General features: G+C 41.7%; 19 protein-coding genes. 9 read left to right on the top strand and 10 right to left on the bottom strand.

The window, feature by feature from the left end:
* Positions 1-11: 11 nt before the first annotated feature.
* The 7 genes from FDF36_RS07030 to FDF36_RS07000 form a co-directional block, all read right to left on the bottom strand.
* A complete protein-coding gene (locus tag FDF36_RS07030) occupies positions 12-554 on the bottom strand; it encodes a DUF3575 domain-containing protein (RefSeq protein ID WP_005780814.1) in 543 nt (180 codons plus the stop codon).
* A 3-nt stretch (positions 555-557) separates the two neighbouring features.
* Entirely contained in the window at positions 558-2594 is a 2037-nt protein-coding gene (locus FDF36_RS07025) for a tetratricopeptide repeat protein (RefSeq protein ID WP_220390842.1), read from the bottom strand.
* Positions 2595-2618: 24 nt separating this feature from the next.
* Positions 2619-3437: a hypothetical protein gene (locus FDF36_RS07020; RefSeq protein WP_195317582.1), complete on the bottom strand. Its 819-nt coding sequence runs from the start codon at positions 3435-3437 to the stop codon at positions 2619-2621.
* A gap of 80 nt (positions 3438-3517) precedes the next feature.
* Positions 3518-4600, bottom strand: a complete 1083-nt coding sequence (locus FDF36_RS07015) for a hypothetical protein (RefSeq protein ID WP_220390841.1) — start codon at positions 4598-4600, stop codon at positions 3518-3520.
* A gap of 14 nt (positions 4601-4614) precedes the next feature.
* A complete protein-coding gene (locus FDF36_RS07010; protein WP_220390840.1) occupies positions 4615-5748 on the bottom strand; it encodes a DUF5031 domain-containing protein in 1134 nt (377 codons plus the stop codon).
* Positions 5749-5761: 13 nt separating this feature from the next.
* Positions 5762-6895: a hypothetical protein gene (locus tag FDF36_RS07005; RefSeq protein WP_220390893.1), complete on the bottom strand. Its 1134-nt coding sequence runs from the start codon at positions 6893-6895 to the stop codon at positions 5762-5764.
* Positions 6896-6928: 33 nt separating this feature from the next.
* Positions 6929-8128, bottom strand: a complete 1200-nt coding sequence (locus tag FDF36_RS07000; RefSeq protein ID WP_220390839.1) for a FimB/Mfa2 family fimbrial subunit — start codon at positions 8126-8128, stop codon at positions 6929-6931.
* A gap of 676 nt (positions 8129-8804) precedes the next feature.
* Here FDF36_RS07000 and FDF36_RS06995 point away from each other — a divergent pair.
* The 5 genes from FDF36_RS06995 (at position 8805) to FDF36_RS06975 (ending at position 14099) form a co-directional block, all read left to right on the top strand.
* A complete protein-coding gene (locus FDF36_RS06995; RefSeq protein ID WP_005780804.1) occupies positions 8805-9077 on the top strand; it encodes a co-chaperone GroES in 273 nt (90 codons plus the stop codon).
* A 42-nt stretch (positions 9078-9119) separates the two neighbouring features.
* Positions 9120-10757, top strand: a complete 1638-nt coding sequence (groL, locus tag FDF36_RS06990; RefSeq protein WP_005780800.1) for a chaperonin GroEL — start codon at positions 9120-9122, stop codon at positions 10755-10757.
* 145 nt (positions 10758-10902) lie between these two features.
* The gene (locus tag FDF36_RS06985) at positions 10903-12060 is read left to right on the top strand and encodes a 6-bladed beta-propeller (RefSeq protein WP_220390838.1); all 1158 of its coding nucleotides are present in this window, start codon (positions 10903-10905) and stop codon (positions 12058-12060) included.
* A gap of 21 nt (positions 12061-12081) precedes the next feature.
* On the top strand, positions 12082-13365 hold the full coding sequence (locus FDF36_RS06980; protein ID WP_220390837.1) for a Kelch repeat-containing protein: 1284 nt from the start codon (positions 12082-12084) through the stop codon (positions 13363-13365).
* A gap of 155 nt (positions 13366-13520) precedes the next feature.
* On the top strand, positions 13521-14099 hold the full coding sequence (locus FDF36_RS06975; RefSeq protein WP_005807817.1) for a flavodoxin family protein: 579 nt from the start codon (positions 13521-13523) through the stop codon (positions 14097-14099).
* A 103-nt stretch (positions 14100-14202) separates the two neighbouring features.
* Here FDF36_RS06975 and FDF36_RS06970 read toward each other — a convergent pair whose 3' ends face one another.
* Positions 14203-15942 (bottom strand): thiamine pyrophosphate-dependent enzyme, encoded by a 1740-nt coding sequence (locus FDF36_RS06970; protein WP_220390836.1) that lies wholly within the window; start codon positions 15940-15942, stop codon positions 14203-14205.
* 240 nt (positions 15943-16182) lie between these two features.
* On the opposite strand from FDF36_RS06970, the gene FDF36_RS06965 reads away from it, so the two are divergent.
* Positions 16183-16401 carry a winged helix-turn-helix domain-containing protein gene (locus FDF36_RS06965; protein WP_005780792.1) on the top strand — a complete coding sequence of 73 codons (219 nt, stop codon included), beginning with the start codon at positions 16183-16185 and terminating at the stop codon, positions 16399-16401.
* Positions 16402-16466: 65 nt separating this feature from the next.
* Here FDF36_RS06965 and FDF36_RS06960 read toward each other — a convergent pair whose 3' ends face one another.
* A complete protein-coding gene (locus FDF36_RS06960; protein ID WP_220390892.1) occupies positions 16467-16892 on the bottom strand; it encodes a DUF6249 domain-containing protein in 426 nt (141 codons plus the stop codon).
* Between the two features lie 134 nt (positions 16893-17026).
* On the opposite strand from FDF36_RS06960, the gene FDF36_RS06955 reads away from it, so the two are divergent.
* The 3 genes from FDF36_RS06955 to FDF36_RS06945 all read left to right on the top strand — a co-directional run bounded on the left by FDF36_RS06955 (position 17027) and on the right by FDF36_RS06945 (position 19132).
* A complete protein-coding gene (locus FDF36_RS06955; protein WP_220390835.1) occupies positions 17027-17578 on the top strand; it encodes an RNA polymerase sigma factor in 552 nt (183 codons plus the stop codon).
* Positions 17578-17949 (top strand): hypothetical protein, encoded by a 372-nt coding sequence (locus tag FDF36_RS06950; protein ID WP_220390834.1) that lies wholly within the window; start codon positions 17578-17580, stop codon positions 17947-17949. The genes FDF36_RS06955 and FDF36_RS06950 overlap by 1 nt, the downstream gene beginning before the upstream one ends.
* A gap of 169 nt (positions 17950-18118) precedes the next feature.
* Entirely contained in the window at positions 18119-19132 is a 1014-nt protein-coding gene (locus FDF36_RS06945; RefSeq protein ID WP_220390833.1) for a threonine aldolase family protein, read from the top strand.
* Between the two features lie 118 nt (positions 19133-19250).
* On the opposite strand, the gene FDF36_RS06940 is transcribed toward FDF36_RS06945, so the two are convergent.
* Entirely contained in the window at positions 19251-21464 is a 2214-nt protein-coding gene (locus FDF36_RS06940) for a TlpA family protein disulfide reductase (protein ID WP_220390832.1), read from the bottom strand.
* Positions 21465-21521 lie beyond the last annotated feature (57 nt).

Here is a 21521-nt window from a genome sequence, read left to right as displayed (position 1 = left end):
GAAAGTATTTGCTATTTGAGTATATAAATAAGACTGAATCCGAGCTTGGTTAATCCGAAGTAGTTGGAATGGTCTTGTCCAAGGAATAATCCACATTTGGGACGTTCATATTTATCATAATTCATAGATGCATATCCTATTCCGGCGGACACTTCAATGTTCCATCGTTTTTTCCAGATCCATTGGTAGCCATAAGATATCCCGATCCCGTATAAATCTCCCTGATAGCGATATTTACTGAATCCTCCATTGTACTGGCCATAATGGGCATGAAGTCCCATAAAGTGTTTATAGAAAGGGATGCAAAACCAATATTTGATTTCCGGTTGAACTAAGAAACCACCCATTTTACGATTGTCGGATAAAAAAGTCCACCCTTTATACATGATATCTGTTCCTGCAGTTAGCCGAGGTGAGATTTTGAATTCAGCTCCCAGGTTTACAGTGGTGGTTGCCCAGGAGAGGGCATTGGTTCTCAATGCTATTTCTTGTGAAAGTATGGAGGGCAGCGGAATAAGCAATAGCAAAAGTAGGAAGAAGGCTTTCTTTTTCATACATTATTTCTTATCTATATCTAATAAATCCAGTAAATCTAATACGTCTCCATCTTTTAAAGCAATTTCTTTTAAAGACGGTTTTTGGGCGATGGCGTTCCTCAGGTGAGTAACAGCTTCGCCTATGTTGTCCAACCTGTTTGCAGCGATTGCTCTGACATATTCGGTCTCGGGAGAAGTATCTTCTATGCTTTTCAGGATTTCCCAGGCTTTTTGGTTTTGCTTCATGCTCAGCAGTAGGATGACCTGATTGATTCCCCCTTGTTTCTCGAAAGTGGGATAAGCTTCCTGATACTTTCCATCCATGGCGGCAGCAAGTGCTTTCACCATTTCGGTCTCTTTATTATCAGGCAGAAGTCCTGCAAAATGGTTTGCTTTTTTGAAATCCCGCTTTTGTAGATAGGCTACAGTTTGGTTGACCAGTATGGCCGAAGGGGCATCCTGCGTGATAAAGGGTTTCAGTAGAGTTGTATCGGCACGGTTTTGTTTTATTAAGAGTGATGCCAGATTGTTGGCTGCAATCATTAGGTCGGGATGTACCGAGAGGGCTTCTCTGTATAAAGCTTCTCTTTTTTCGTCAGTGATTTCTTTTTGATTCATGATGTAACTCCAGAACTCACTTGCCGTTAATTTTTTGGGGTCTTTCCGATAGAGAGTATTGATTTCATCTCTGTTGAGTGTACGCAGTTCAGAATACTCGTAGAAATATTCGACTCTTCGCAAGCGGGGTAGGTAGCGGTCGCGAATAAGCGGATAAATTTTCATTCGTCTGGCCCCCCAGGATATTTCATTATGGTTTCCCCGGGCGCGTCTGATCAGATCTTTGAGTTGGGTAACTTCTTTGATGCTGTCTTTTTCCATTAGTTCGCAAACCGTATTCCATGATTCTACTATGGCATCATTTTCAACTTTGGCCTTCCGGATTGTTTCTTCGGAAATATTTTCGAATACTTTCTCTGCTGCGTTTTTCATTCTTTTTTTAGCCAGTTTAAGATTGTATTCATACGTTCCTTCGGGAGAAGTGTATCCTGTGATCTGAAAAGTTGTCAGTGTTTTAGTACGATCTTTATCGATATCATCCAGTGCTTTTCTCATTTTCCTGAGTTCTTCAGCGTTTCTTCCTTCATTTTCGTAAATATTCGCATCTTCAGGACGGAACCGAAGATGCATTTCTCCTTTCTCATTGAAGTTGAGAGGGGTTTGTTTGGGTATATAACTGTTGTCCAAATCCATTGCACTCAGATTATAGTTGAAAAAACGCATCGGATAAATAATGCCGTTTGTGATACGGACTGTGTCCCGATATTCGTCTTTACAAAAAGTACTTATCTTGATATGCACTTCTGTTGTGTATAAGTCATTGATGTTATCTACTGTGCATGAATCGGCATAAGTCAATGTCTGATTACAGATCGAGTCAGGGTTTATGACTTGTGCGAAACGGGAATAATATTCTTTTTCTGACGGATCACCACAGATATTTCCACGGCGAAGCAGGATGTCGTAGTTTTTACCGTCGTATACAATGGGGGAAAAGTCTTTTCGGGTTCCCTGACTACTGTTTACCAGAATTGGCTGAATGATAACCCGGGAGTCGTTTTGAAATCGTTTGGAAGGAATCTTATATCGGGTTTTAAGATAGAGCATATCTTTGATTAATTCCAGATCGGACGGAGCGAAAACAAATTTCATACTGTTCTTTAATGTGGATGTAACCATGATTTCGGGCAACAGGCTTTGTGATTCTTTGAGAATGATTTCCAGCCATTTTTCTTTACCGGAGTGAATAGTGACTGTTTCATAACCGATGGAGGAAAAAGTGATGATGGAATTTTGTGGGATCTCCAGTGTGAATTTTCCTTCTTTCCCCGTAGAGGCTTTCCATTTCTGACCATCTACCTGAATACTTACTCCTGAAATAGGAGCGGCTTCCTTGTCTTTCACGATACCACTAATGGTATGTGATGTTTGGGCTGATAGACGAACAAGCATGAAAGTTTGTAATAAGATAATAATCAGAGTTCGTATTCTCTTTTTCATGATTTACTGCGTTAATGTCTAAAGTTAGGGTATGATTGTTTCATCGTCATTATTTGTACCATCCCAGTCAGGATTGATGGTCACGGAGAAGCCGGAGTTCCCCAGAATGGTATAGTTAAAATCTGTGCTGATACGGGTCAGTTGGTTACGTAGAATGCGTACATTGTTTAGTGTGTTCTGGTAAACCGGAGAATCGGACTTACCATCGGCATATAATTTAAGGATAATGCTGGCATTCTCTGTTCCGGTTGTTGGGAAGGTACCTATATTGAAAGAAACGATACCTTCTGCGTTAGTGGCTTCTGTGACTGTGGTATGGTATTCGGCTATTGTTTCACCTTTATATAAAGTATCAATCTGACAGGTTGCCGCTACTTTATGCATTTCTACTGCGATTCCGGTAATGTTTTCGGGTAACTGTTTCAATTGGAATTGAGTTACGGCTTGAGTACGTCGAAGAATTACGAAGTCTTGATAACCGCATTCACAATCAACGGTAAAATCATAACAGGATGTAAAATAATCTTTTGTTTGTTCGGCTCCCGGATAGTTTAAATTGAGTGCCTCGGGGGTAGTCGTGTCAGAAAGTTCCTCTTCCGAAGCATTGGCAACAAGTCCCAGGCAATACTCTCCGAATGCCAGTTTGGGAAAGCTCAGTGGATGCGTATCAGTGTCCAGGTCAGTTGCATTGTCTATAATTCCGGACTGGACCAGTGTGTTATCTTTATAGAGATAATAACGGATGCTACTGATTCTAACAGACAGATTATCTTCCAATTGCCCTTTATCGGTAGCCGGCTGCTGGAATTTTTCAGCTGCAATTGTCAAGGTAACGTCACCCATCCAGCAGTTTTTCAAATCTTCTTTCCAGCAACTGCTAAAAAGTAGAATGAAAGGAAGAAGGTATAAAAGACGGTTTGTTTTCATTTTGAGAAATTGAGTTCTATGTGTCCCCATGGAATATTATTAGGATCCCAATTATCGGGTGTACCTATTATGAGAGATTGACAGTTTAAAGCAGATCCTACTTTATTTAGGATAAGAGTCGTCACTTGATTGCGCATCGCTTGGGTTTCGACTTCAATAGTAGGCGGTGTTTGATCGTTGTCCTGGAAGATGGTTACAGTAATGTTTTTACCTTCGGGTGGGGTTAATATGTTTTTTAATTTATCCTCCTCTCTCACTCCAAAGTAAGTGAAAAACATCGTCTGATCACCGACTTGATACTGAAATGCTTGTCTTATAATTGTTTTTAATTTACCGAAAGATAACTCAGTATCTTTTGTGACAGTTTGACCAAGTAGATTTATTCCAGTAATGCTTTGTTCTTTTATGGAATAATTAATCTCTGTTTCTTTATCGAAGATTCCCCAGAAGTCGTCTCCTGTTGTAGATAGGCGTATTAATGAAGAATATCGCTTTAGAGTTAATTGTTCTGTTAATGGGTGGTGATGACCGGAGTCTTCAAGTTTTTCAATTTTTTTAATCGTAACAATGTCTGATGTTGCGAAAAATATTTCATAACTGCAATAGTCTGTATCAAGGCTTGTTAGCCATGGAATATCGCTTTCTGTAAAGCTTTGATTAGGTTGTAATGTATTGTTTTTCGGACCATTAATGAGAAGTATAAATTTATAATTTCCCGGGCGTAGTGTCTTTTGGAGAGTATAGTTAAATGAATCGGAAGATTTTATGTATCCTTGGGGAATAACCTTATCTTCTATCTCTTCTATCACCCATGTGGAGTTATCTACTTCTTTTATAATGATCAATCGGCTATCGTTGATTGCTGCCACATTGTAGTCTGCTATGCTGTTGGTTCGTGTCCTCATCGGTACAATTTCGTTGTCTGTTGAGAACTCTTTACTGTTTATAGTGGCAGTTAATCGGACTGTAACCAGTTCATCCTTACTATCAGGGAATTCCACCTCATTACTACAGGAGGTATATAAGAATAATAGACTTATCCATCCTGATAGAGTATATAATAATCTATGTCTCATCATATTCTCATTATTTTTTAGTCCCATTTCCAGTCTATTCCGTAATAACCCGAAACAGAAAGATCTATGATACGATTGTTTCGAAGGCGTATATTGGTTACGGTATAATGGTCTTTCACGATAGTCAATGGTTTGTCGGTAAGAGATAGAGTGAGTTTTTTGGTATTGTAACTTCCGGGGGGAAATGGAGTTGTGTCATAATACGAAAATTTGAGGACAGCTTTGACTCCTTCTTCTATCTCTGCCACTCCTGTTTCCGGATTATCTAAAGTTATCTTGGAGAAGAGGTATGGACCACAGATGCGCGTTGCTCCATTTACGGCTTTATTATCAATATCCAACGGAGCATCGTTAAGTAACTCTATGATTCCTTTATTGTCTTCGAAAACAGGGAAGTATGTATCCTCTTTGAGAGTGACTGTTTTAGAGAAACAAATATCAATTCGTTCCGGCTTTTTCGTTTCGTTGGTTAAAGACACTTTGGGTGTCACTCCGCTTACCTCCATATCTATTTGAAATACTCTGTCTAAAGTTGAGGAGCATTCTGCGTCAATATCGATGGGATTACCCTTTTCATCGCACTTCATTACATCAAAAACCAGTTCACCCACTGCCCGTTTTAATTTGAACTCGATAGAAGTTTTTCCTTGTGTTATGTCTTCCGGGGTAAGAGCCTGGATGGCATAATAGTTATCTTTGGAAAGAGGAATATAGCTGTTATCGTTTTCTCTAACCATACTGATCTCTGAGTCTGTGAAAGTCATACCTTCTCCACTTAAGACTACAGACTCCGGTTTCTGTTTCGGAGTGGCATGGAGTAGTAACAGATAAAATCGATCAGTATATTCGGTCGGGATGGATAATGTGTAGTTTTGGATTTCTTCGAGATCGAGCCCTTTCTCTTCGGTCCGTTCCCAAAAGATATAATCGGAACCATCATTGGATGAAGGGGTAGAAGTTGCGGAACGGAAAATGAAAAGATGGTAAACCAATTGGGGCAATACTGTATTATCACCGGGGACTACCTCTCCGGCAGGAGGCACCAGACTAAGGCTGAAGGCTGATGTTTCAGGAGCTCCTTCGGGTTGTTCACACGAAAAGACCCCCAACAATAGAATTCCTAAAATCAGAAAAAGTGTATGTGGTTTCATTGCCTATGTGTTGTTAGTTCCAAAATCCGTCGTTACCGGAAACCTGACTATTGAATTTTAGTTCTTCTAAATTCAGTTCGGCGTCAGGGGAAATGGAAATATCAATATTTTCATTTAAAATCCAGAGGGTGAACAGGTACATCTTGTTGCGTTCTAAAGTGATATTTTTTAATGTGAAAGTTTTGCTCTTCAGAGTTCCTGTGTAATCGATATCGATGGTTATGCAAATCGTTTGATTGAGAGGGGCAGGGAATAGTAGCGGACCTTCGCAATAAGCTGCTCCTTGGTACTTTTGATAGTCTGCTTTTTCAATAGCCGGGCTGAACAGAGAAACAAATTTGTCTACATCAAACTTTTTAAAAGAGAAATTCCCGTCTTGGAGTCGTGCCGAACAGTGGTAGGACATCGGATTTTTAAAGATTAATCCGGTTTCACTTAAATAGCAGCGACTACTGCTTCCTTCTATTGTAAGATTGATACCATCAATCTTTTTCAATGCATTATCAAAAGTGTTTTCAGGTGAATCAATTGATATGTATTGTCCGTTTTCTTTTCTGGCTCTTTGCATAATAAAGCATAATTGGCCTTGTAAATGGTTTATTTTCCGGGAAATTTGTGCTTGATTCGTTGTTGATAAATTATATTCTGTCTGACTGTCTTGGATATCTTCTTGGTCTGAGTCCGTAAAGAGGGCTGTTGTGCAGTGATTGAGTTCCGTTTGTTCGTTTATAACGTGGGTAGGATACTGAAAATAATAGTTCCGGTCATATGAAGTTGAAATTAGATTTTCCGGATTATCTTCGGTCACGAATGAAATTTTTTCAGAACTTACCGCATTTTGAGAAAATCCTTTTGCCAACAGGAATCGATAGATTCCTGTTGGCAATAAGATGTTTTTTTGCAAGTGTTCTTTCTCGGTAAACCATGGACTCTCTTGGATACTTTCTGTTTTGGTAAATTGGTTCTCTTCTTTTTTAAATATGAGAACTGACATTTCGTCGTCATCTCCTCCTTTGGTGGAAGGTGACTGTTGGGCCTTAAATGTGACATTGACGGAAGTATCTCCTTCGATTATTTCCCGGTGGTTAGTACAGGCACTTCCCAGCACAAGTGTTCCCAAAAGTAATTGTCCGATGTAGTGTTTCATCATATTAGGCTCTGCAGAAGGATTTTAGTGGATTTATTCGACATCAACATCCGTTTGATGGATACCGTCATAAGTTTTTTCTATTTCTACAATGAAAGTAGATTTTGGGTTGAATAGATGTTCGTCATCATTACCTTCATCATTGTTTTCGGCTTCAGTCGAAGAATTTAATTTAATGGTAATCACAGAAACATAGTTTTTGGTGACTGTGAACGAAGGGACTTTGATCGTTCTTTCCTGATTTGCTTTGTTAAGTTGAATGTTGGCATTCAGCGTTTGAAAAACAGATGGTGAAAATGGTAGTAAGTAAGATCCCATAAAGTAGGCTCCACCGTTTGCTATACCATTTTTGATATTAGTTTCCATATTTTGGTTGATTGCATCTGCATCTTTAGGGAATGGTTGGTACTCTGTTGACTTTACTGCATCCGCGCCGGATTCTCCATATCGAAATGTAGGAGTATTGTAGGTTACTTCACATGGGGTGCCTGCTGTATAGTCCGGATTTTCTCCATAAAGGTTATATTTGAGAGGGATATTTGTTGGCTTGAAGATCAACGATGTCAATGGGTTCGCCTCTGTACTTCCAAATATATTACCTGTTTTATATGGTACTTCTATTGTGGGATCGTTTGACGCTACTTTGATAAACTTAATATCTATGCGTGATACAATACGTGCCAAAGTTAATTCTATTTTTATTTCATTGTCATCTCCGCCTACACCACTGGAAATATTTATCTCTTCCGTATTACCACAGAAAATTTCATTCATGTCCGTTTGGTATTGGGAAGAGGTAGAGGGGTAATGGGTAATTACGATACTTTTTAATACAGTCTCCCAACTTATATTTTTTATGTTTTCTATAATTTCATTGAGATTAGTTCGGTTGCTTTCGTCCAGATTGTAAAATGCAATAAATTTATAGGTACCTACCGGAAATGCAGCATTATATTTCCAGGTTTCTCCATTAATGGCAGTTGCTGGGTGTTTAGCCTCTTCATAACTAAAGTTACCTTCTCCGTTTTTTTTGAATGCATACAGCACGAAATGGTCCTCGTCCAGACTTGTTGGTGCGGATCCTCTTGTTTGGGCGGAAGAATGAGTTGTTAATTGAGTGGTACAACTGATGTTTCTCAATTCTGTTTCAGGAATTTCTGTTGTAGCTTTTTCGCTGCAACTTAGAGTCATTGCAGACAATGCAGTAATAAACAATAGTTTTAATGTTTTCATAATGTTGAGTATTTGTTATTGTTTTGGTGAATAATCGAATGGGAGATACTCCCCCTTGTGTAAGTTGGCGTAATACAAAAACAGCAATGTTGAGGTTACAAAGCGTTTTGATAAGAAATTAAAAATGATTTGTTGATAAGGCACGCTACGCTCTTACCTCTTACAGAGGCGTTATACGATAACGTAATAATAAAGATTAGGAAAAGACTTTTCTCATACTTAATAGGTAAGAGAATTTATTTTATGGACATATGCTCTTACGGGTAGTTTTGAGTTAAATTCATAATCTCATGGCAAGAAACAGTCATATAGATATATATTATTTTATAATAAGGAATTATATTTACTTTAAAAATCATTCATAGATAACAATTTAATAAAAAGAACTGGTGTAAAAGGCAAATATTAAATAGTTTCATTTAAAAAAAAGAAAAGAAATATTTTGGATACATTAAAAATTATCCATACATTTGCAACGATAAAATGAATGACTTATCATTCTCTTACCTATTAAGTAAGCGCCTGTTTTTCCAATGTCATCAGTCATTTTGGCAGTCCTTCTCTGACAAACAATCATTCTTCCCTTTTGGCACACTTTTCGCAATAGGTTATTCGTCCTGCTAAAAGGACAAAATATTACTATAATAAGTATAACATATAAAAATAAAAAGTAACTATGAACATTAAACCATTAGCAGACAGAGTGCTGATACTCCCTGCACCTGCAGAAGAAAAAACAATTGGTGGTATCATTATTCCTGATACAGCAAAAGAGAAACCTTTGAAGGGTGAAGTTGTGGCAGTTGGTCACGGTACGAAAGACGAAGAAATGGTATTAAAAACAGGCGATACGGTTCTTTATGGAAAGTATGCCGGAACAGAACTTGAAGTAGAAGGTACAAAATACCTTATCATGCGTCAGAGCGATGTTCTCGCTGTTTTGGGTTAATAAACGTAGTGTTTAATCAATTAATTAAATAGTAAAATCATTATGGCAAAAGAAATATTATTCAATATCGAAGCTCGCGATCAATTGAAAAAAGGTGTTGATGCTTTGGCAAATGCGGTAAAAGTAACACTGGGCCCGAAAGGACGTAATGTAATTATTGAGAAAAAATTCGGTGCTCCTCACATCACTAAAGATGGTGTGACAGTGGCAAAAGAAATTGAACTGACAGATGCTTACCAGAATACCGGTGCACAGTTGGTAAAGGAAGTTGCTTCTAAAACAGGTGACGATGCCGGTGACGGTACAACTACTGCAACTGTTTTGGCTCAGGCTATCGTAGCAGAAGGTTTGAAGAATGTAACTGCCGGTGCAAGCCCTATGGATATCAAACGTGGTATTGACAAGGCTGTTGTCAAAGTGGTTGATTCTATTAAAAATCAGGCAGAGAAAGTTGGTGATAACTATGACAAGATCGAGCAGGTTGCTACTGTTTCCGCTAATAATGATCCGGTTATCGGTAAACTGATTGCTGATGCCATGCGTAAAGTTTCTAAAGATGGCGTAATTACTATTGAAGAGGCTAAAGGTACTGATACTACTATCGGTGTGGTAGAAGGTATGCAGTTCGACCGCGGTTATCTGTCGGCTTACTTCGTGACTAATACGGAGAAGATGGAATGTGAGATGGAGAAACCTTACATCCTGATTTACGACAAGAAGATTTCTAACCTGAAAGATTTCTTGCCTATCCTCGAACCGGCTGTACAGTCAGGCCGTCCTTTGTTGGTTATTGCGGAAGATGTAGATAGTGAGGCATTGACTACATTGGTAGTGAACCGTCTGCGTTCTCAGTTGAAGATTTGTGCAGTAAAAGCTCCGGGCTTCGGTGACCGCAGAAAAGAAATGCTGGAAGACATTGCCGTATTGACCGGTGGTGTGGTGATCAGCGAAGAAAAGGGTCTGAAACTGGAGCAGGCTACTATCGAAATGTTAGGTACTGCTGACAAAGTGACTGTTTCTAAAGACAACACTACAATTGTAAACGGTGCCGGTGCTAAAGAAAACATCAAAGAACGTTGCGACCAGATCAAGGCTCAGATTGCTGCTACTAAATCAGATTATGACCGTGAGAAATTGCAGGAACGTTTGGCTAAGCTGTCAGGTGGTGTAGCTGTTCTTTACGTAGGTGCTGCTTCTGAGGTAGAAATGAAAGAAAAGAAGGATCGTGTGGATGATGCACTTCGCGCTACTCGTGCTGCTATTGAAGAAGGTATCGTACCGGGTGGTGGCGTAACTTACATCCGTGCAATCGATGCTTTGGAAGGTATGAAAGGCGACAATGCCGACGAAACAACCGGTATCGAAATCATTAAACGTGCTATCGAAGAACCGTTGCGTCAGATTGTAGCCAATGCCGGTAAAGAAGGTGCTGTAGTAGTTCAGAAAGTTCGTGAAGGTAAAGGTGACTATGGCTATAATGCCCGTTTGGATGTTTACGAAAACCTTCATGCAGCCGGTGTGGTAGATCCTGCTAAAGTAACACGTGTTGCTTTGGAGAATGCCGCTTCTATCGCAGGTATGTTCCTGACTACCGAATGTGTGATTGTAGAAAAGAAAGAAGATAAACCCGAAATGCCGATGGGCGCTCCCGGAATGGGAGGAATGGGTGGAATGATGTAATTTATTCCCAGGATTGAAAAAAGAAAGCTGCTTTCGGAAACGGAAGCAGCTTTTTTTGTTGACCTTTGCGGATATTGCGTGGAACGCTTTGCCGAGATTATATATTTGTGTACATTCGTATATTCAAACCAAAACAAACTTATATATGAAGGCACATCTTATATTTCTATGGTTCGTTGCTTTGGGGGTGATAGCTTGTACTTCTCAGCCGGGGATTAATACCGGTGGCCACAAAATAAAAGGAGATACTATACCTGTATTAGATTTTGCTTCGGCAATCCATAAACAAGTTCCTGATACGTTTATGTGGAATAGTGTGGCCAAAAAGATTACTTATATACCATTGTCCTCTTCTCATCTGATGGACGGTCATCCTGTAATAGAGTATCTCGATGATGATATGTGCATTATTTCGGAAGGGAAAAGTCAATGGATAAATTGTGTCGATTATAAAGGTAATTTCTTAAATAGCTTCAGGCATGTAGGCAATGGGCCCGGAGAATATGTTTATTTATCTTCAGTCGTATACCATCTAAAAGATTCCACTATTCGTGTTTTTGATAATGGCAGTTATAAACATATCATCTATAATAAGCAGGGGAAGTTCTTCCGGGAGATTAATTTGGCCGATTCCGAATTTAATTATTTATTGCACATGCAGGGCGATTCTTATTTTTTTCGTGGTAGTTTCAGTAAAGGTAAATCAGAAGTTATTGTGACGGATACGGCGTTGCGGGTGAAGTCTTCCATTTTACCTTTTGATTCGACGGCCGATTATATTACACGGGGAGCTACTATGTTGAATAGCAGTATAAAAGCGTGCAGTCCTGATCTTTGTTTGTTTAATCACATTAATAGCGATAGTGTTTTTCTTTTGACTCCGGACGGATTGAAACTTGACTTTATCCTTCGTAAAGGCAAATATGCGCCGTCTTCGGAAGATGTAAAGCAATTCATGAAGTGGAATCAATATGATCCATTTATTAAAGGATTATCTATTAGTACTTTCCCGGGATATTATTATTTGCAGTATGCATACAAAGAGCAAGTTCTGGGCGAAATATGGAGCCGGAAAACGAATCAAATCGTGTCGAGAAGTATCTTGACCCGTCCCAATCAGTTTACAGTGTTCCGTGGAATCCAATTTCGTTTACTTTCGGGTACAATCATCAAATTATTACCTGCTTATATAAGTGGAAATAAACTTGCTTTTTTTATTCCGGCGGATGAAGCTATGGGTGAAATTCCGGGAGTAAAGATAAGGGAGGATGATAATCCGATATTGATGGTGATGGAGTTGTAGCTCATATTTTGGGGGATCAATATGTTGACAAAGTATTCGCGTGCGGCTTTATTTCTATGTGCTCTCTTTTTGGGGGGACCAGTTGTTGATGCTCAAACTAAAGGAGTTGTTGTGGATGGTGTAAAGGGACGGCTCTTGTCCGGTGTGAATATTTACTTGCAGAAAGATTCCGTTGGAATCGGATCGACAGACCGAAAAGGAGAATTTTTCTTTAGCTGTGATATGATGACGAAAAGTGATACCATCGTCTTTTCGCATGTCGGCTATTTGCCGTTGAAGTGTACATTACCCCAATTACAGCGTCTCGAATATAAAGTGACTCTATATGAGCATCCCCAATTGCTGCATGAGGTAGTGGTTAGCGGAGAGCGTCCGCCATTCTTCCTGGAGTGGACGTCACTAGCTCCTTTACCCAAGCCTTTATACTCTTACGGCGGATTTCTGCATGCAGGGAAGATTTATGTGGTTGGCGGTGATGAAACACTGGTCCGAATGGCATCCAATAAATACAGGCAAGGTACTGAAGCCTGGGAGTATCGTTCTTCCAATATGTATGTGTATGATATTGCAACCGATATGTGGAAGAAATGTGCTAAAGGCTTTATACCGCGTGCCGGCCATGTTGCCCATTTCTATAATAGCAAAGTTTTTGTTTTAGGAGGGAAAAGATTTTCCACTAACCGGCAGTTGGAGTATACAGATGCTACAATGGAAATTTATGATTTGGATAAGGATACGTTGTATGTCGATCCCGTCAATCCCCATCAGGCAGTTGATTTCACTTCTTTCATTTACGGTGACTGTTTGTATGCGATGGGAGGGGCTATAAAAGAGAAAGTTTTTTCTAATAAAATACACACGCTCGATTTGAAACGAGGTGTCTGGTATGAACTGGAAGATACCATTCCTGCCGGGCGGTGTGGCAGAATGAATGGCATTCTGGTGAGAGATAAGGTTTATTTTTGGGGTGGTTACCATACAGCACCTATGTGGACAGCTGCGAGTTACGATTTGCGGACGGGGAAATGGCAACGATTGTGTGACCTGAAAGATGGAGTTTCCTATCCCGGACTGGCTTCTGATGGCAGCTATATTTATATTTTTGAGAATCGCAACTTACAGGTTTACAATATTGAAACAGATACAGTGCGTATTTACGAACTGGCTGCTTTGGACGTGGAAAATGCAGGGCTTTTCTACTGGAAAAATACGCTTTACATAGTGGGTGGATGTAACCGTCAAGGGATATATGTAACCCCTCTTAGAGGCGTGATTGCTGTTGATGTAAGTCAGATTAATCCCTAAGGAGTCATCGTACGTTAACTGCGGTAAATTGTGTTAAATTGTGCTTGTGTATCAATAATAAAACAAAATAGGAGGGCCGGAACCAAGGGCACTTTTACTCTAACATATTTTACTAATTTATATTTGCATTTTAAACCTATAAAAGAACAGACAAAATGAAAATTGTGGCGTTTAACGGAAGTCCCCGTAAAGGTGGCAATACAGAGATGCTAATTAATGAAGTGTTTAAACCTATACAGGAAGCCGGTATAGAAACCGAATTGGTACAGTTGGGTGGGAAGTTGCTGCGTGGCTGTGCTTCATGTTATACTTGTTTCAAGACAAAGGACGGACAATGTGTCATCAAGACCGACCCAATGAATGAGTTTATCCGAAAAGCCCAGGAGGCAGACGGAATAATTCTGGCATCACCTACTTACTATGGTAGTGTGAGCGCGGAGATGAAAGCTTTTATGGACCGATTGGGGTTGACCACTATCGGACAAGGGCGTACACTGACACGTAAAGTTGGAGCTGCCGTGATTAGTGTCCGCAGAGGTGGTGCCGTAACGGTTTATGATGAACTTAACCGTTTTATGCTCGGAAGCGGAATGATTGTTCCCGGATCTACTTACTGGAACTTCGGTATTGGTGAAATGCCGGGAGAAGTTTATGATGATGCAGAAGGGTTGAGAAATATGAAAGACCTGGGAGTACAATTGGCGTGGTTGCTAAAGGCTGTACATGATAAATGATGAATGCTGAATGGTGTACGATGAACGCAAGGTGTGGATCATAATTATCCATTATTTACCGTTCATCGTTTACCATTCATCATTCACCCAACCCTGTTCATCATTAAAATACCTCTCTGATATGTTTAAAGTTCGAATTGATCGTATCGATAACTTCCTGTGAGCGTCCGTTGATCAGTAGTTTATACATGGATTGGGCGAAGCCTACCATTTGGCCTAATTCTATTTTCGGAGGCATGGCCAAAGCATTCGGGTCGGTCATGATATTTACCAATACGGGACCTTCCAGTTCGAATGCATTACATAATGTATTTAATACCTCTTCCGGATCGGAAACATTGAAGCCTGTCATACCCATTGCTTCGGCTACTTGTGCAAAGTTAGGATTCAGCATATTCGTCTGCCAATCCGGCAGTCCGTCTACTTCCATTTCCAGTTTTACCATTCCCAAGGACCGGTTGTTGAACACAATCACTTTTATAGGGAGTTTATATTGTACCACAGTCTCCAGATCTCCCAATGTCATGGATAATCCTCCGTCACCACAAAGGGCGATTACCTGTCTGTCCGGGCAAGCCAACGCTGCTCCTATAGCTTGGGGCAGGGCATTTGCCATCGAACCATGATTGAAAGAGCCCAGCATGTGCCGCTTTCCGGTCGCTTGCAGATAGCGGGCTCCCCATACACACGTCATACCTGTATCTACCGTATAGATGGTGTCATCGGATGAAATCTTATTGATTTCGGACATCACATATTCCGGATGAATCTGATCCATTTTGCCTTTATCTTCCGTATAGGCAGCCAGATCTTTCTTTACTCCTTCGTAACGTTTCAGCTGTTTACGTAAAAAAGAGTCATCCTTTTTCTGTTGTAGCATGGGCAATAAGGCACGAAGAGTAGAGCGTATATCTCCACAAAGCCCCAGATCCACTTTGGCACGTCGTCCCAGTCTTTCGGGTTTAATATCCACCTGGACAATTTTTATATCATCGGGTAAAAAGGCGGAATAGGGGAAATCGGTTCCGAGCATGACAAGCACTTCTGCTTCGTGCATGCTGTAATAGCCGGAAGGCATACCCAGTAGTCCGGTCATACCTACTTCATAGGGATTGTCATATTGTACTTCCATTTTTCCTTTAAAAGTATACGCGACAGGAGCATTTAGAATCTCGGACATCTGGATGATTTCCTCATGTGCTCCTTTACAGCCTATACCACAAAACAGGGTGATGCGTCCGTAGTGATTCAGCATGCCGGCCAGCCGGATCAGGTCTTCTTCGGCCGGACATACAGACGAAGCTAACGGATAAATCTGTTCAGAGGACTCTACTTGGGCTGCCGGTTTCTTTGCCAAGTCACCGGGAAGCCCGATTACGGCTACTCCTTTTCGGGTAGTGGCTGTTTGCAAGGCCGATTGCAGCATGCGGGGAAACTGTTGGGGAGTAGTAGCTACTTCGTTATAGAAACTACAGTCATTGAATAGTTTGATCGTATTGGTTTCCTGAAAATATTCAGTTCCGAATTCTCCGGTTGGAATAGTTGAGGCAATGGCTATCACAGGAGCTCCCGAACGGTGAGCATCGTAAAGCCCATTGATTAAATGGACATGTCCCGGTCCGCTGCTTCCTGCACAACATCCCGGCAGTCCGGTCAGTTGTGCTTCCGCACCTGCGGCATACGCACCGGTCTCTTCATGACGTACATGTATCCACTTCATTGCTTCGTTTTGCCTGACGGCTTCATTCACTTCGTTCAGACTGTCGCCTGTTACTGCATAAATTCTTCTGACACCTGCCTCAATCAGAGTGTCGACAAGCTGTTCTGCTACCTTCTTTCCCATATCTATCATTCAGTTTAGGTTATTCAATGATGCAATAACAGGTGATTATATCAAAAAGTTGTATATTTAACGTATGCTAATAACCTTGGTAGATTGGTATATAAGATAGATTTTATGTTAAAAATATCGTATGTAGTATGTTTTTAGTGTTTTTGTAGTAACAATGCTTACATAATTTTGTTAACTTACACCGCGTAAATAGTAGCTTTATGTGTTTTAACCTTTAAACTTTTGTATCAAATGGATAAGAATGAAATCGGCTTGAATGCCGGAAAAGTTTGGCAATTGTTGAGCAACAATGACAAATGGAGTTATGGCAACCTGAAAAGGAAATCCGGGTTAAAGGATAAGGAATTGGGGGCAGCTCTGGGCTGGTTAGCCAGAGAAGATAAGATTGAGTTTGAACAAGAAGAGGAAGAACTTTATGTTTACCTCTGTGTAAATGTTTATATTGGATAGATGCTGCTTATTGTGAAAAAAATCCCCGGAACAGTCCAGTGGTATTGCATTCCGGAGATTATTTTTTATTCCTCTTTCTTTTTATTGCAGAAATTCCGTTCTATCAAAAAAGAAGTCACTAATCCAGCTCCTCCGAAGAGAAGTGTGCATGATCCGTAGATAACTCCTATCATTTCGCGGGGATATCCTTTGTCGAATCTGTCAAAGTCATACAGAGAGAAGCTTACATAACTGAGGATAAAACCGATTAATAGTCCCAGTCCTACTCCCAGCAACAGACAGCCGCCTTTCAAAGCACCGAATGATGGTTGAGAACGATTATAGTCGGGCAAACCAATCTTCCCAGTCAGTTCGAGATTGCCTTCTGACATCTTTTCTCCTAACTTTTCGATAAGAGTGATACGTTCGCGTCTGCATGCAAAAAGTTCAAACAATTTGTAAATACCTAAGGTAATGATGCCCACAACTAAGGGGACTGTAATGAAATCCATCATGATCGTATGTTTTTAAGTGAATAATTCCGTTCTTTGCACTGTTTGACGCAACAGACTACGGAAAGGTTACAAAGAAAAAAATATTTTTTTGCTTGTAACCTTTCTAATCCGCCTGCGTCTAACCGAATATCATGGTACAGAACGAAGAAACACAATACATAGCACGGATACTGAACGGAGACACAGAATCTTTTTCTGTATTTATCGACCGTTACAGCCGTCCGCTTTATGTGCTGATTGTGCAGATTGTCGGTTGTTCCGAAGATGCGGAAGAGTTGGTGCAGGATGTTTTTCTGAAAGCCTTCCGTTGTCTTGAGAGCTATAAGGGAGAGTGCCGCTTTTCTACCTGGCTTTATCGGATTGCTTATAATGCAGCTGTATCCGCTACCCGCAAAAAGAAACAGGAGTTTCTTTATATTGAGGAAGGTACTATAAATAATGTACCCGATGAAAAAGCCGACGAAATACTTTGCCCTACCGATGACGAAGAACGGACAACGAGGCTGGTTCAGGCCATCGACTTGTTGAGTGTCGAAGAAAAAGTCTTGATTACACTTTTCTATTATGAAGAGAAGTCGATAGAAGAAATAGGGGAGGTGCTGAAACTCTCACCGGGAAATGTGAAAGTGAAACTGCACCGTACCCGTAAAAAAATTTATGTATTGATGAACGGAAAGGAGTGATGATGGAAACAGAGAAGAAACCTACGGAAAATGCATTGAAACAGGCCCTCCGAAAGAGGCAGTCCGGCAGATTGCCGTCTAATTTTAATTATCGGATGATGGAGCAGATCCGTCTGGAAGCGGAGAAACAACAGAAGCGGAAGGAGCGGGCGATGCTGTGTGGCATGGTTGCCGGTATATTGCTGTTGTTGGGAGTAGGAGTATATACGCTTGTTCTCAAATTGGAATTCAATGTTAAGGACTGCTTGTCCGGTATGGATTTCTCCCATGTTGATTCTCTCTTGTTGGTCTTTTATAGCTATATTGCAACGTTAGTCCTGTTATTGCTTGGATTGGACTATTGGCTTCGCAAGAAGAAGTTTCATTCCTGAGGGAGTTTGATTTCACCACAGATTACACCGATTTCTACAGATTAATGATTTATTCCGTTGATATTTAATAGTAAAGGTGCTGTGGAAATCTGTGTAATCTGTGGTGAAATCCTTTCTTTTTCTGCGAATAATTTTCTTCCTTTGCAGAATAATTTATCTTTAACACACTATGAGAAGTTTTGCCTCTGATAATAATTCGGGTGTGCATCCTGCCATTATGGAAGCCTTGACACGGGCTAACCGGGATCATGCCTTGGGCTATGGCGATGATTTGTGGACAGAAGAAGCTGTCCGGAAAATTAAAGAAACGTTTGTAGCCGATTGTGAGTCACTGTTTGTTTTCAATGGGACAGGCAGCAATGTCATTGCCCTGCAATTGATGACTCGCCCTTACAACTCTATCCTTTGTGCCGAAACTGCGCACATTTATGTGGATGAATGCGGGTCTCCGGTGAAGATGACCGGTTGTCAGATCCGCCCTATCGCCACTCCCGACGGGAAGCTGACTCCGGAACTGATCACACCCTATCTGCATGGCTTTGCCGACCAGCACCACTCTCAGCCGGGAGCTATTTATCTTTCGGAATGTACGGAACTGGGTACCGTCTATACACCCGACGAATTGAAAGCCATTACTTCGCTTGCCCATCAATACGGTATGCGGGTGCACATGGACGGTGCGCGCATAGCCAACGCTTGTGCTTCGCTGGGGCTTTCATTGCGGGCGCTGACTGTAGATTGCGGTATCGATGTGCTCAGTTTCGGTGGAACCAAGAATGGGCTGATGATGGGAGAGTGCGTGATCGTATTCGATGACTCACTGAAACCAGAGGCGCGCTTCGTGCGTAAGCAATCGGCTCAGTTAGCATCCAAGATGCGTTATCTTTCTTGCCAGTTCACCGCTTATCTGACAGACGGACTATGGCTGAAAAACGCAACCCATGCTAATGCGATGGCAAAGCGTCTTGCTGATGCCCTGAGGCAGGTCCCCGGTGTACGTTTCACTCAGAAGGTGGAAAGCAACCAGCTGTTCCTGACCATGCCCCGTGCCGAAATAGACCGCATGCTGCAATCTTATTTCTTCTATTTCTGGAATGAAGAGGCTGACGAAATACGCCTGGTCACTTCGTTTGATACAACGGAAGAAGATATCGATACGTTTATCCGTATACTGCAAAAATAATTTTGTGCCCAATAGAGGCAGATGTTCACCACAGAGTAACACAGAGTCTCACAGAGTTTTAATTTCTATTATTTTCTCTCTGTGGGACTCTGTGTTACTCTGTGGTGAACAATCTTTTTCACTCCTTCCTTATTTTAGATTCTTTCAGGAACAGTTCAATATTATACATCGGGAAGTCTCCGTCCAGCAGTTTGCCGTCACGGTCCAGCAACACGTAACGGGGAATGCCATTGAAACGGAATAATTCCCTCAGATAGTTATAGTCGCTTTGTGGAAGGCGGAAGATGGTTTCCTCTTTCAGGTGCTTCTCCACATAGCTTTCATAAGCTTTTTCCGGTGAGTCCTGGTTGCTGGTAACAAAAATGAACTTGATGTCGGGACTGTTGCGGTATTCTTTTCTCAAATCCGCATGCTTCTCGATGCTGGCGCGACAAGGGCCACAAGACGTTGCCCAGAAGTCGATAATCACAAATTTCCCCAGATAAGGTGCTGTCAGTTTACGGATGATGTCCGTACCTTTTCCTGCCGGAAGCTCTTGCGGCTTTTTCCCCTGTGCGGGATAAATCTGGCGGTATATGCGTTCGGCCTCCGCTGACAGGAATGGGTCGTGCAGATAACTCTTCAGTGTGTCCAGCAGAGCAAAAGCCTTCTTTTCGCTCTTGAGAGTTTGGGCCAGGAACGGGTAGGAGCGCGTCAGAATGAGTTCGCCGACTACCGGGAAAGGCATTCCCGTCGTATCCTGCAATATCTTCTTTTGCTTTCGCCAGCTTTCTGCATATATCTTCACCCTGTCGTCTGAGTCATTCCTTATTTGCCAGCTTGCCGGTCGGAAGGGGTTCATAAATTCAATGCGGTTGATAAAGGTAGAGAAGCCGTTGCAACCGATGCTGCGGACATCATTCAACGGCATTGCTTTCAGGAAGTCATAATAGTCCGGGCTTTCCTTTATTTTCAATATCGCGTTAGTCGTATCTTTACTGGCATCTATGTCTCTCATCAGGGTAAATTCCAAGAGCCAGGCACCGTAATTGATCATCACATCGTTCTTCAGCATTTGCATCGCTTCGGGCTGTAGTGTTTTCGACTGCTCCAGCGAGTCGATCCGATGCATCCACAATTGATACATCGGTTCTTGTTGTGCCTTGAATTCAGAGGGTGTCAGTGTTTTGCACGCATTCAGTATGATTTGATAATCTTTTGAGAACAGCGTTTTGCAAGGCATCAGTTCCTGATTTATGCTGCTTGAAGGCCCCATGTACAGAGTTTCTGTCAGCATAGGTTTCAGTCTCCTTTGGCGGAGATAGTCCAGATGGGCTTCCCAGTTGACGTAAAGCATCAGGGTCTCGCCCGGCTTGACATAGAATGTCATCCAGTTGCTACCTATAGAGAGGTGGTGCACTCCGGGATAATTGACGACGAAGTCCGACTCAAAGCGTCCGTCCGGATGGATGGTGACTACGGCGGGAGTGCTTTCGTGAGTTATGTGATTGTCCGTATAAATCAGTACGGTAGTGAATCCCAGTTTGGGGCTGTATCCATCCAGGAATCCGCGTATGTGAACCGTGTCTTTCCGGAAGAAGTCTGTTTGTGGGGTCGTGGGGGCTGTGGTTGCCGCATAATTTCTTTGGGGACATCCGGCACGGATATACTTATTGGGTTTCTCCCCGTTCTTTCCGATACGTAGGTTGCCGTCTTTTTCCTGTGTTATTTCGAGCAGGCACTGCTCGCCTGTTTCGTCCTTTAAGTTCAGTTTGATTTTTTTCCCCTGTTGCCGGCAAAGATCATATTTCCAGAAACGGTTGTCCATAATCGCCAGCGAATCATAAATCCCGATGTCCCATCCGTTTCCGGCATCTGCCTGCTGCCAGTTGCCACGTATCTTGCGGAAGGAGGCCTGTTCTTTGGTTTCCTGAGGCTTCACCAGCAAGATGCCGTAAGTATTGGTCTCCGAGTTGAGGTTATCGTCTATCCAGTCTATCCGGGTAGTGCCTTCGGGCAAGGGAGGATAGGTGATGACGCAATCGTGCTCTATGATGCCGGAGGCGGGAGTCGTCACCTGTTCGCCGAATTTACGTCCCTCTATGCGCAGGGGATAAAGTTGCTTTTTGCTTTCGGGAACGTAAATGTAAGTCAGGCTGTCCAGGCTGGTCCACCATTGCGGACGGAACACAGTTCGTATCGTCAGTCGGGTTTCTGTTGGCGAGAGTTCTATTTTCGAGATGGTGTGTATACTTCCCTGACGTGTTTCGAAAGGGGGATTTTCAATTACTGTCTGCGCTGTGATGTAGCTGCTTCCCAAAAGTAGCAGCAAGAGTAGTAGTTTGTTTTTCATATCCGTATCATTAAAGTTGAGACTGTAAAGATAAAGATTTGTCGGGAGAAACCTTAC

Source organism: Bacteroides fragilis (assembly GCF_019583405.1).
Taxonomy (GTDB): Bacteria; Bacteroidota; Bacteroidia; order Bacteroidales; family Bacteroidaceae; genus Bacteroides; species Bacteroides fragilis_B.
Note: the sequence above shows the minus strand (reverse complement) of the source record. Positions and strands in the feature narration are given on the sequence as shown.

Coding starts and splice junctions, on each gene's coding strand:
- FDF36_RS07030 (WP_005780814.1), bottom strand. CDS start 554: ATGAAAAAGAAAGCCTTCTTCCTACTTTTGCTATTGCTTATTCCGCTG.
- FDF36_RS07025 (WP_220390842.1), bottom strand. CDS start 2,594: ATGAAAAAGAGAATACGAACTCTGATTATTATCTTATTACAAACTTTC.
- FDF36_RS07020 (WP_195317582.1), bottom strand. CDS start 3,437: ATGGGTGACGTTACCTTGACAATTGCAGCTGAAAAATTCCAGCAGCCG.
- FDF36_RS07015 (WP_220390841.1), bottom strand. CDS start 4,600: ATGATGAGACATAGATTATTATATACTCTATCAGGATGGATAAGTCTA.
- FDF36_RS07010 (WP_220390840.1), bottom strand. CDS start 5,748: ATGAAACCACATACACTTTTTCTGATTTTAGGAATTCTATTGTTGGGG.
- FDF36_RS07005 (WP_220390893.1), bottom strand. CDS start 6,895: ATGAAACACTACATCGGACAATTACTTTTGGGAACACTTGTGCTGGGA.
- FDF36_RS07000 (WP_220390839.1), bottom strand. CDS start 8,128: ATGAAAACATTAAAACTATTGTTTATTACTGCATTGTCTGCAATGACT.
- FDF36_RS06995 (WP_005780804.1), top strand. CDS start 8,805: ATGAACATTAAACCATTAGCAGACAGAGTGCTGATACTCCCTGCACCT.
- groL (WP_005780800.1), top strand. CDS start 9,120: ATGGCAAAAGAAATATTATTCAATATCGAAGCTCGCGATCAATTGAAA.
- FDF36_RS06985 (WP_220390838.1), top strand. CDS start 10,903: ATGAAGGCACATCTTATATTTCTATGGTTCGTTGCTTTGGGGGTGATA.
- FDF36_RS06980 (WP_220390837.1), top strand. CDS start 12,082: ATGTTGACAAAGTATTCGCGTGCGGCTTTATTTCTATGTGCTCTCTTT.
- FDF36_RS06975 (WP_005807817.1), top strand. CDS start 13,521: ATGAAAATTGTGGCGTTTAACGGAAGTCCCCGTAAAGGTGGCAATACA.
- FDF36_RS06970 (WP_220390836.1), bottom strand. CDS start 15,942: ATGGGAAAGAAGGTAGCAGAACAGCTTGTCGACACTCTGATTGAGGCA.
- FDF36_RS06965 (WP_005780792.1), top strand. CDS start 16,183: ATGGATAAGAATGAAATCGGCTTGAATGCCGGAAAAGTTTGGCAATTG.
- FDF36_RS06960 (WP_220390892.1), bottom strand. CDS start 16,892: ATGGATTTCATTACAGTCCCCTTAGTTGTGGGCATCATTACCTTAGGT.
- FDF36_RS06955 (WP_220390835.1), top strand. CDS start 17,027: ATGGTACAGAACGAAGAAACACAATACATAGCACGGATACTGAACGGA.
- FDF36_RS06950 (WP_220390834.1), top strand. CDS start 17,578: ATGATGGAAACAGAGAAGAAACCTACGGAAAATGCATTGAAACAGGCC.
- FDF36_RS06945 (WP_220390833.1), top strand. CDS start 18,119: ATGAGAAGTTTTGCCTCTGATAATAATTCGGGTGTGCATCCTGCCATT.
- FDF36_RS06940 (WP_220390832.1), bottom strand. CDS start 21,464: ATGAAAAACAAACTACTACTCTTGCTGCTACTTTTGGGAAGCAGCTAC.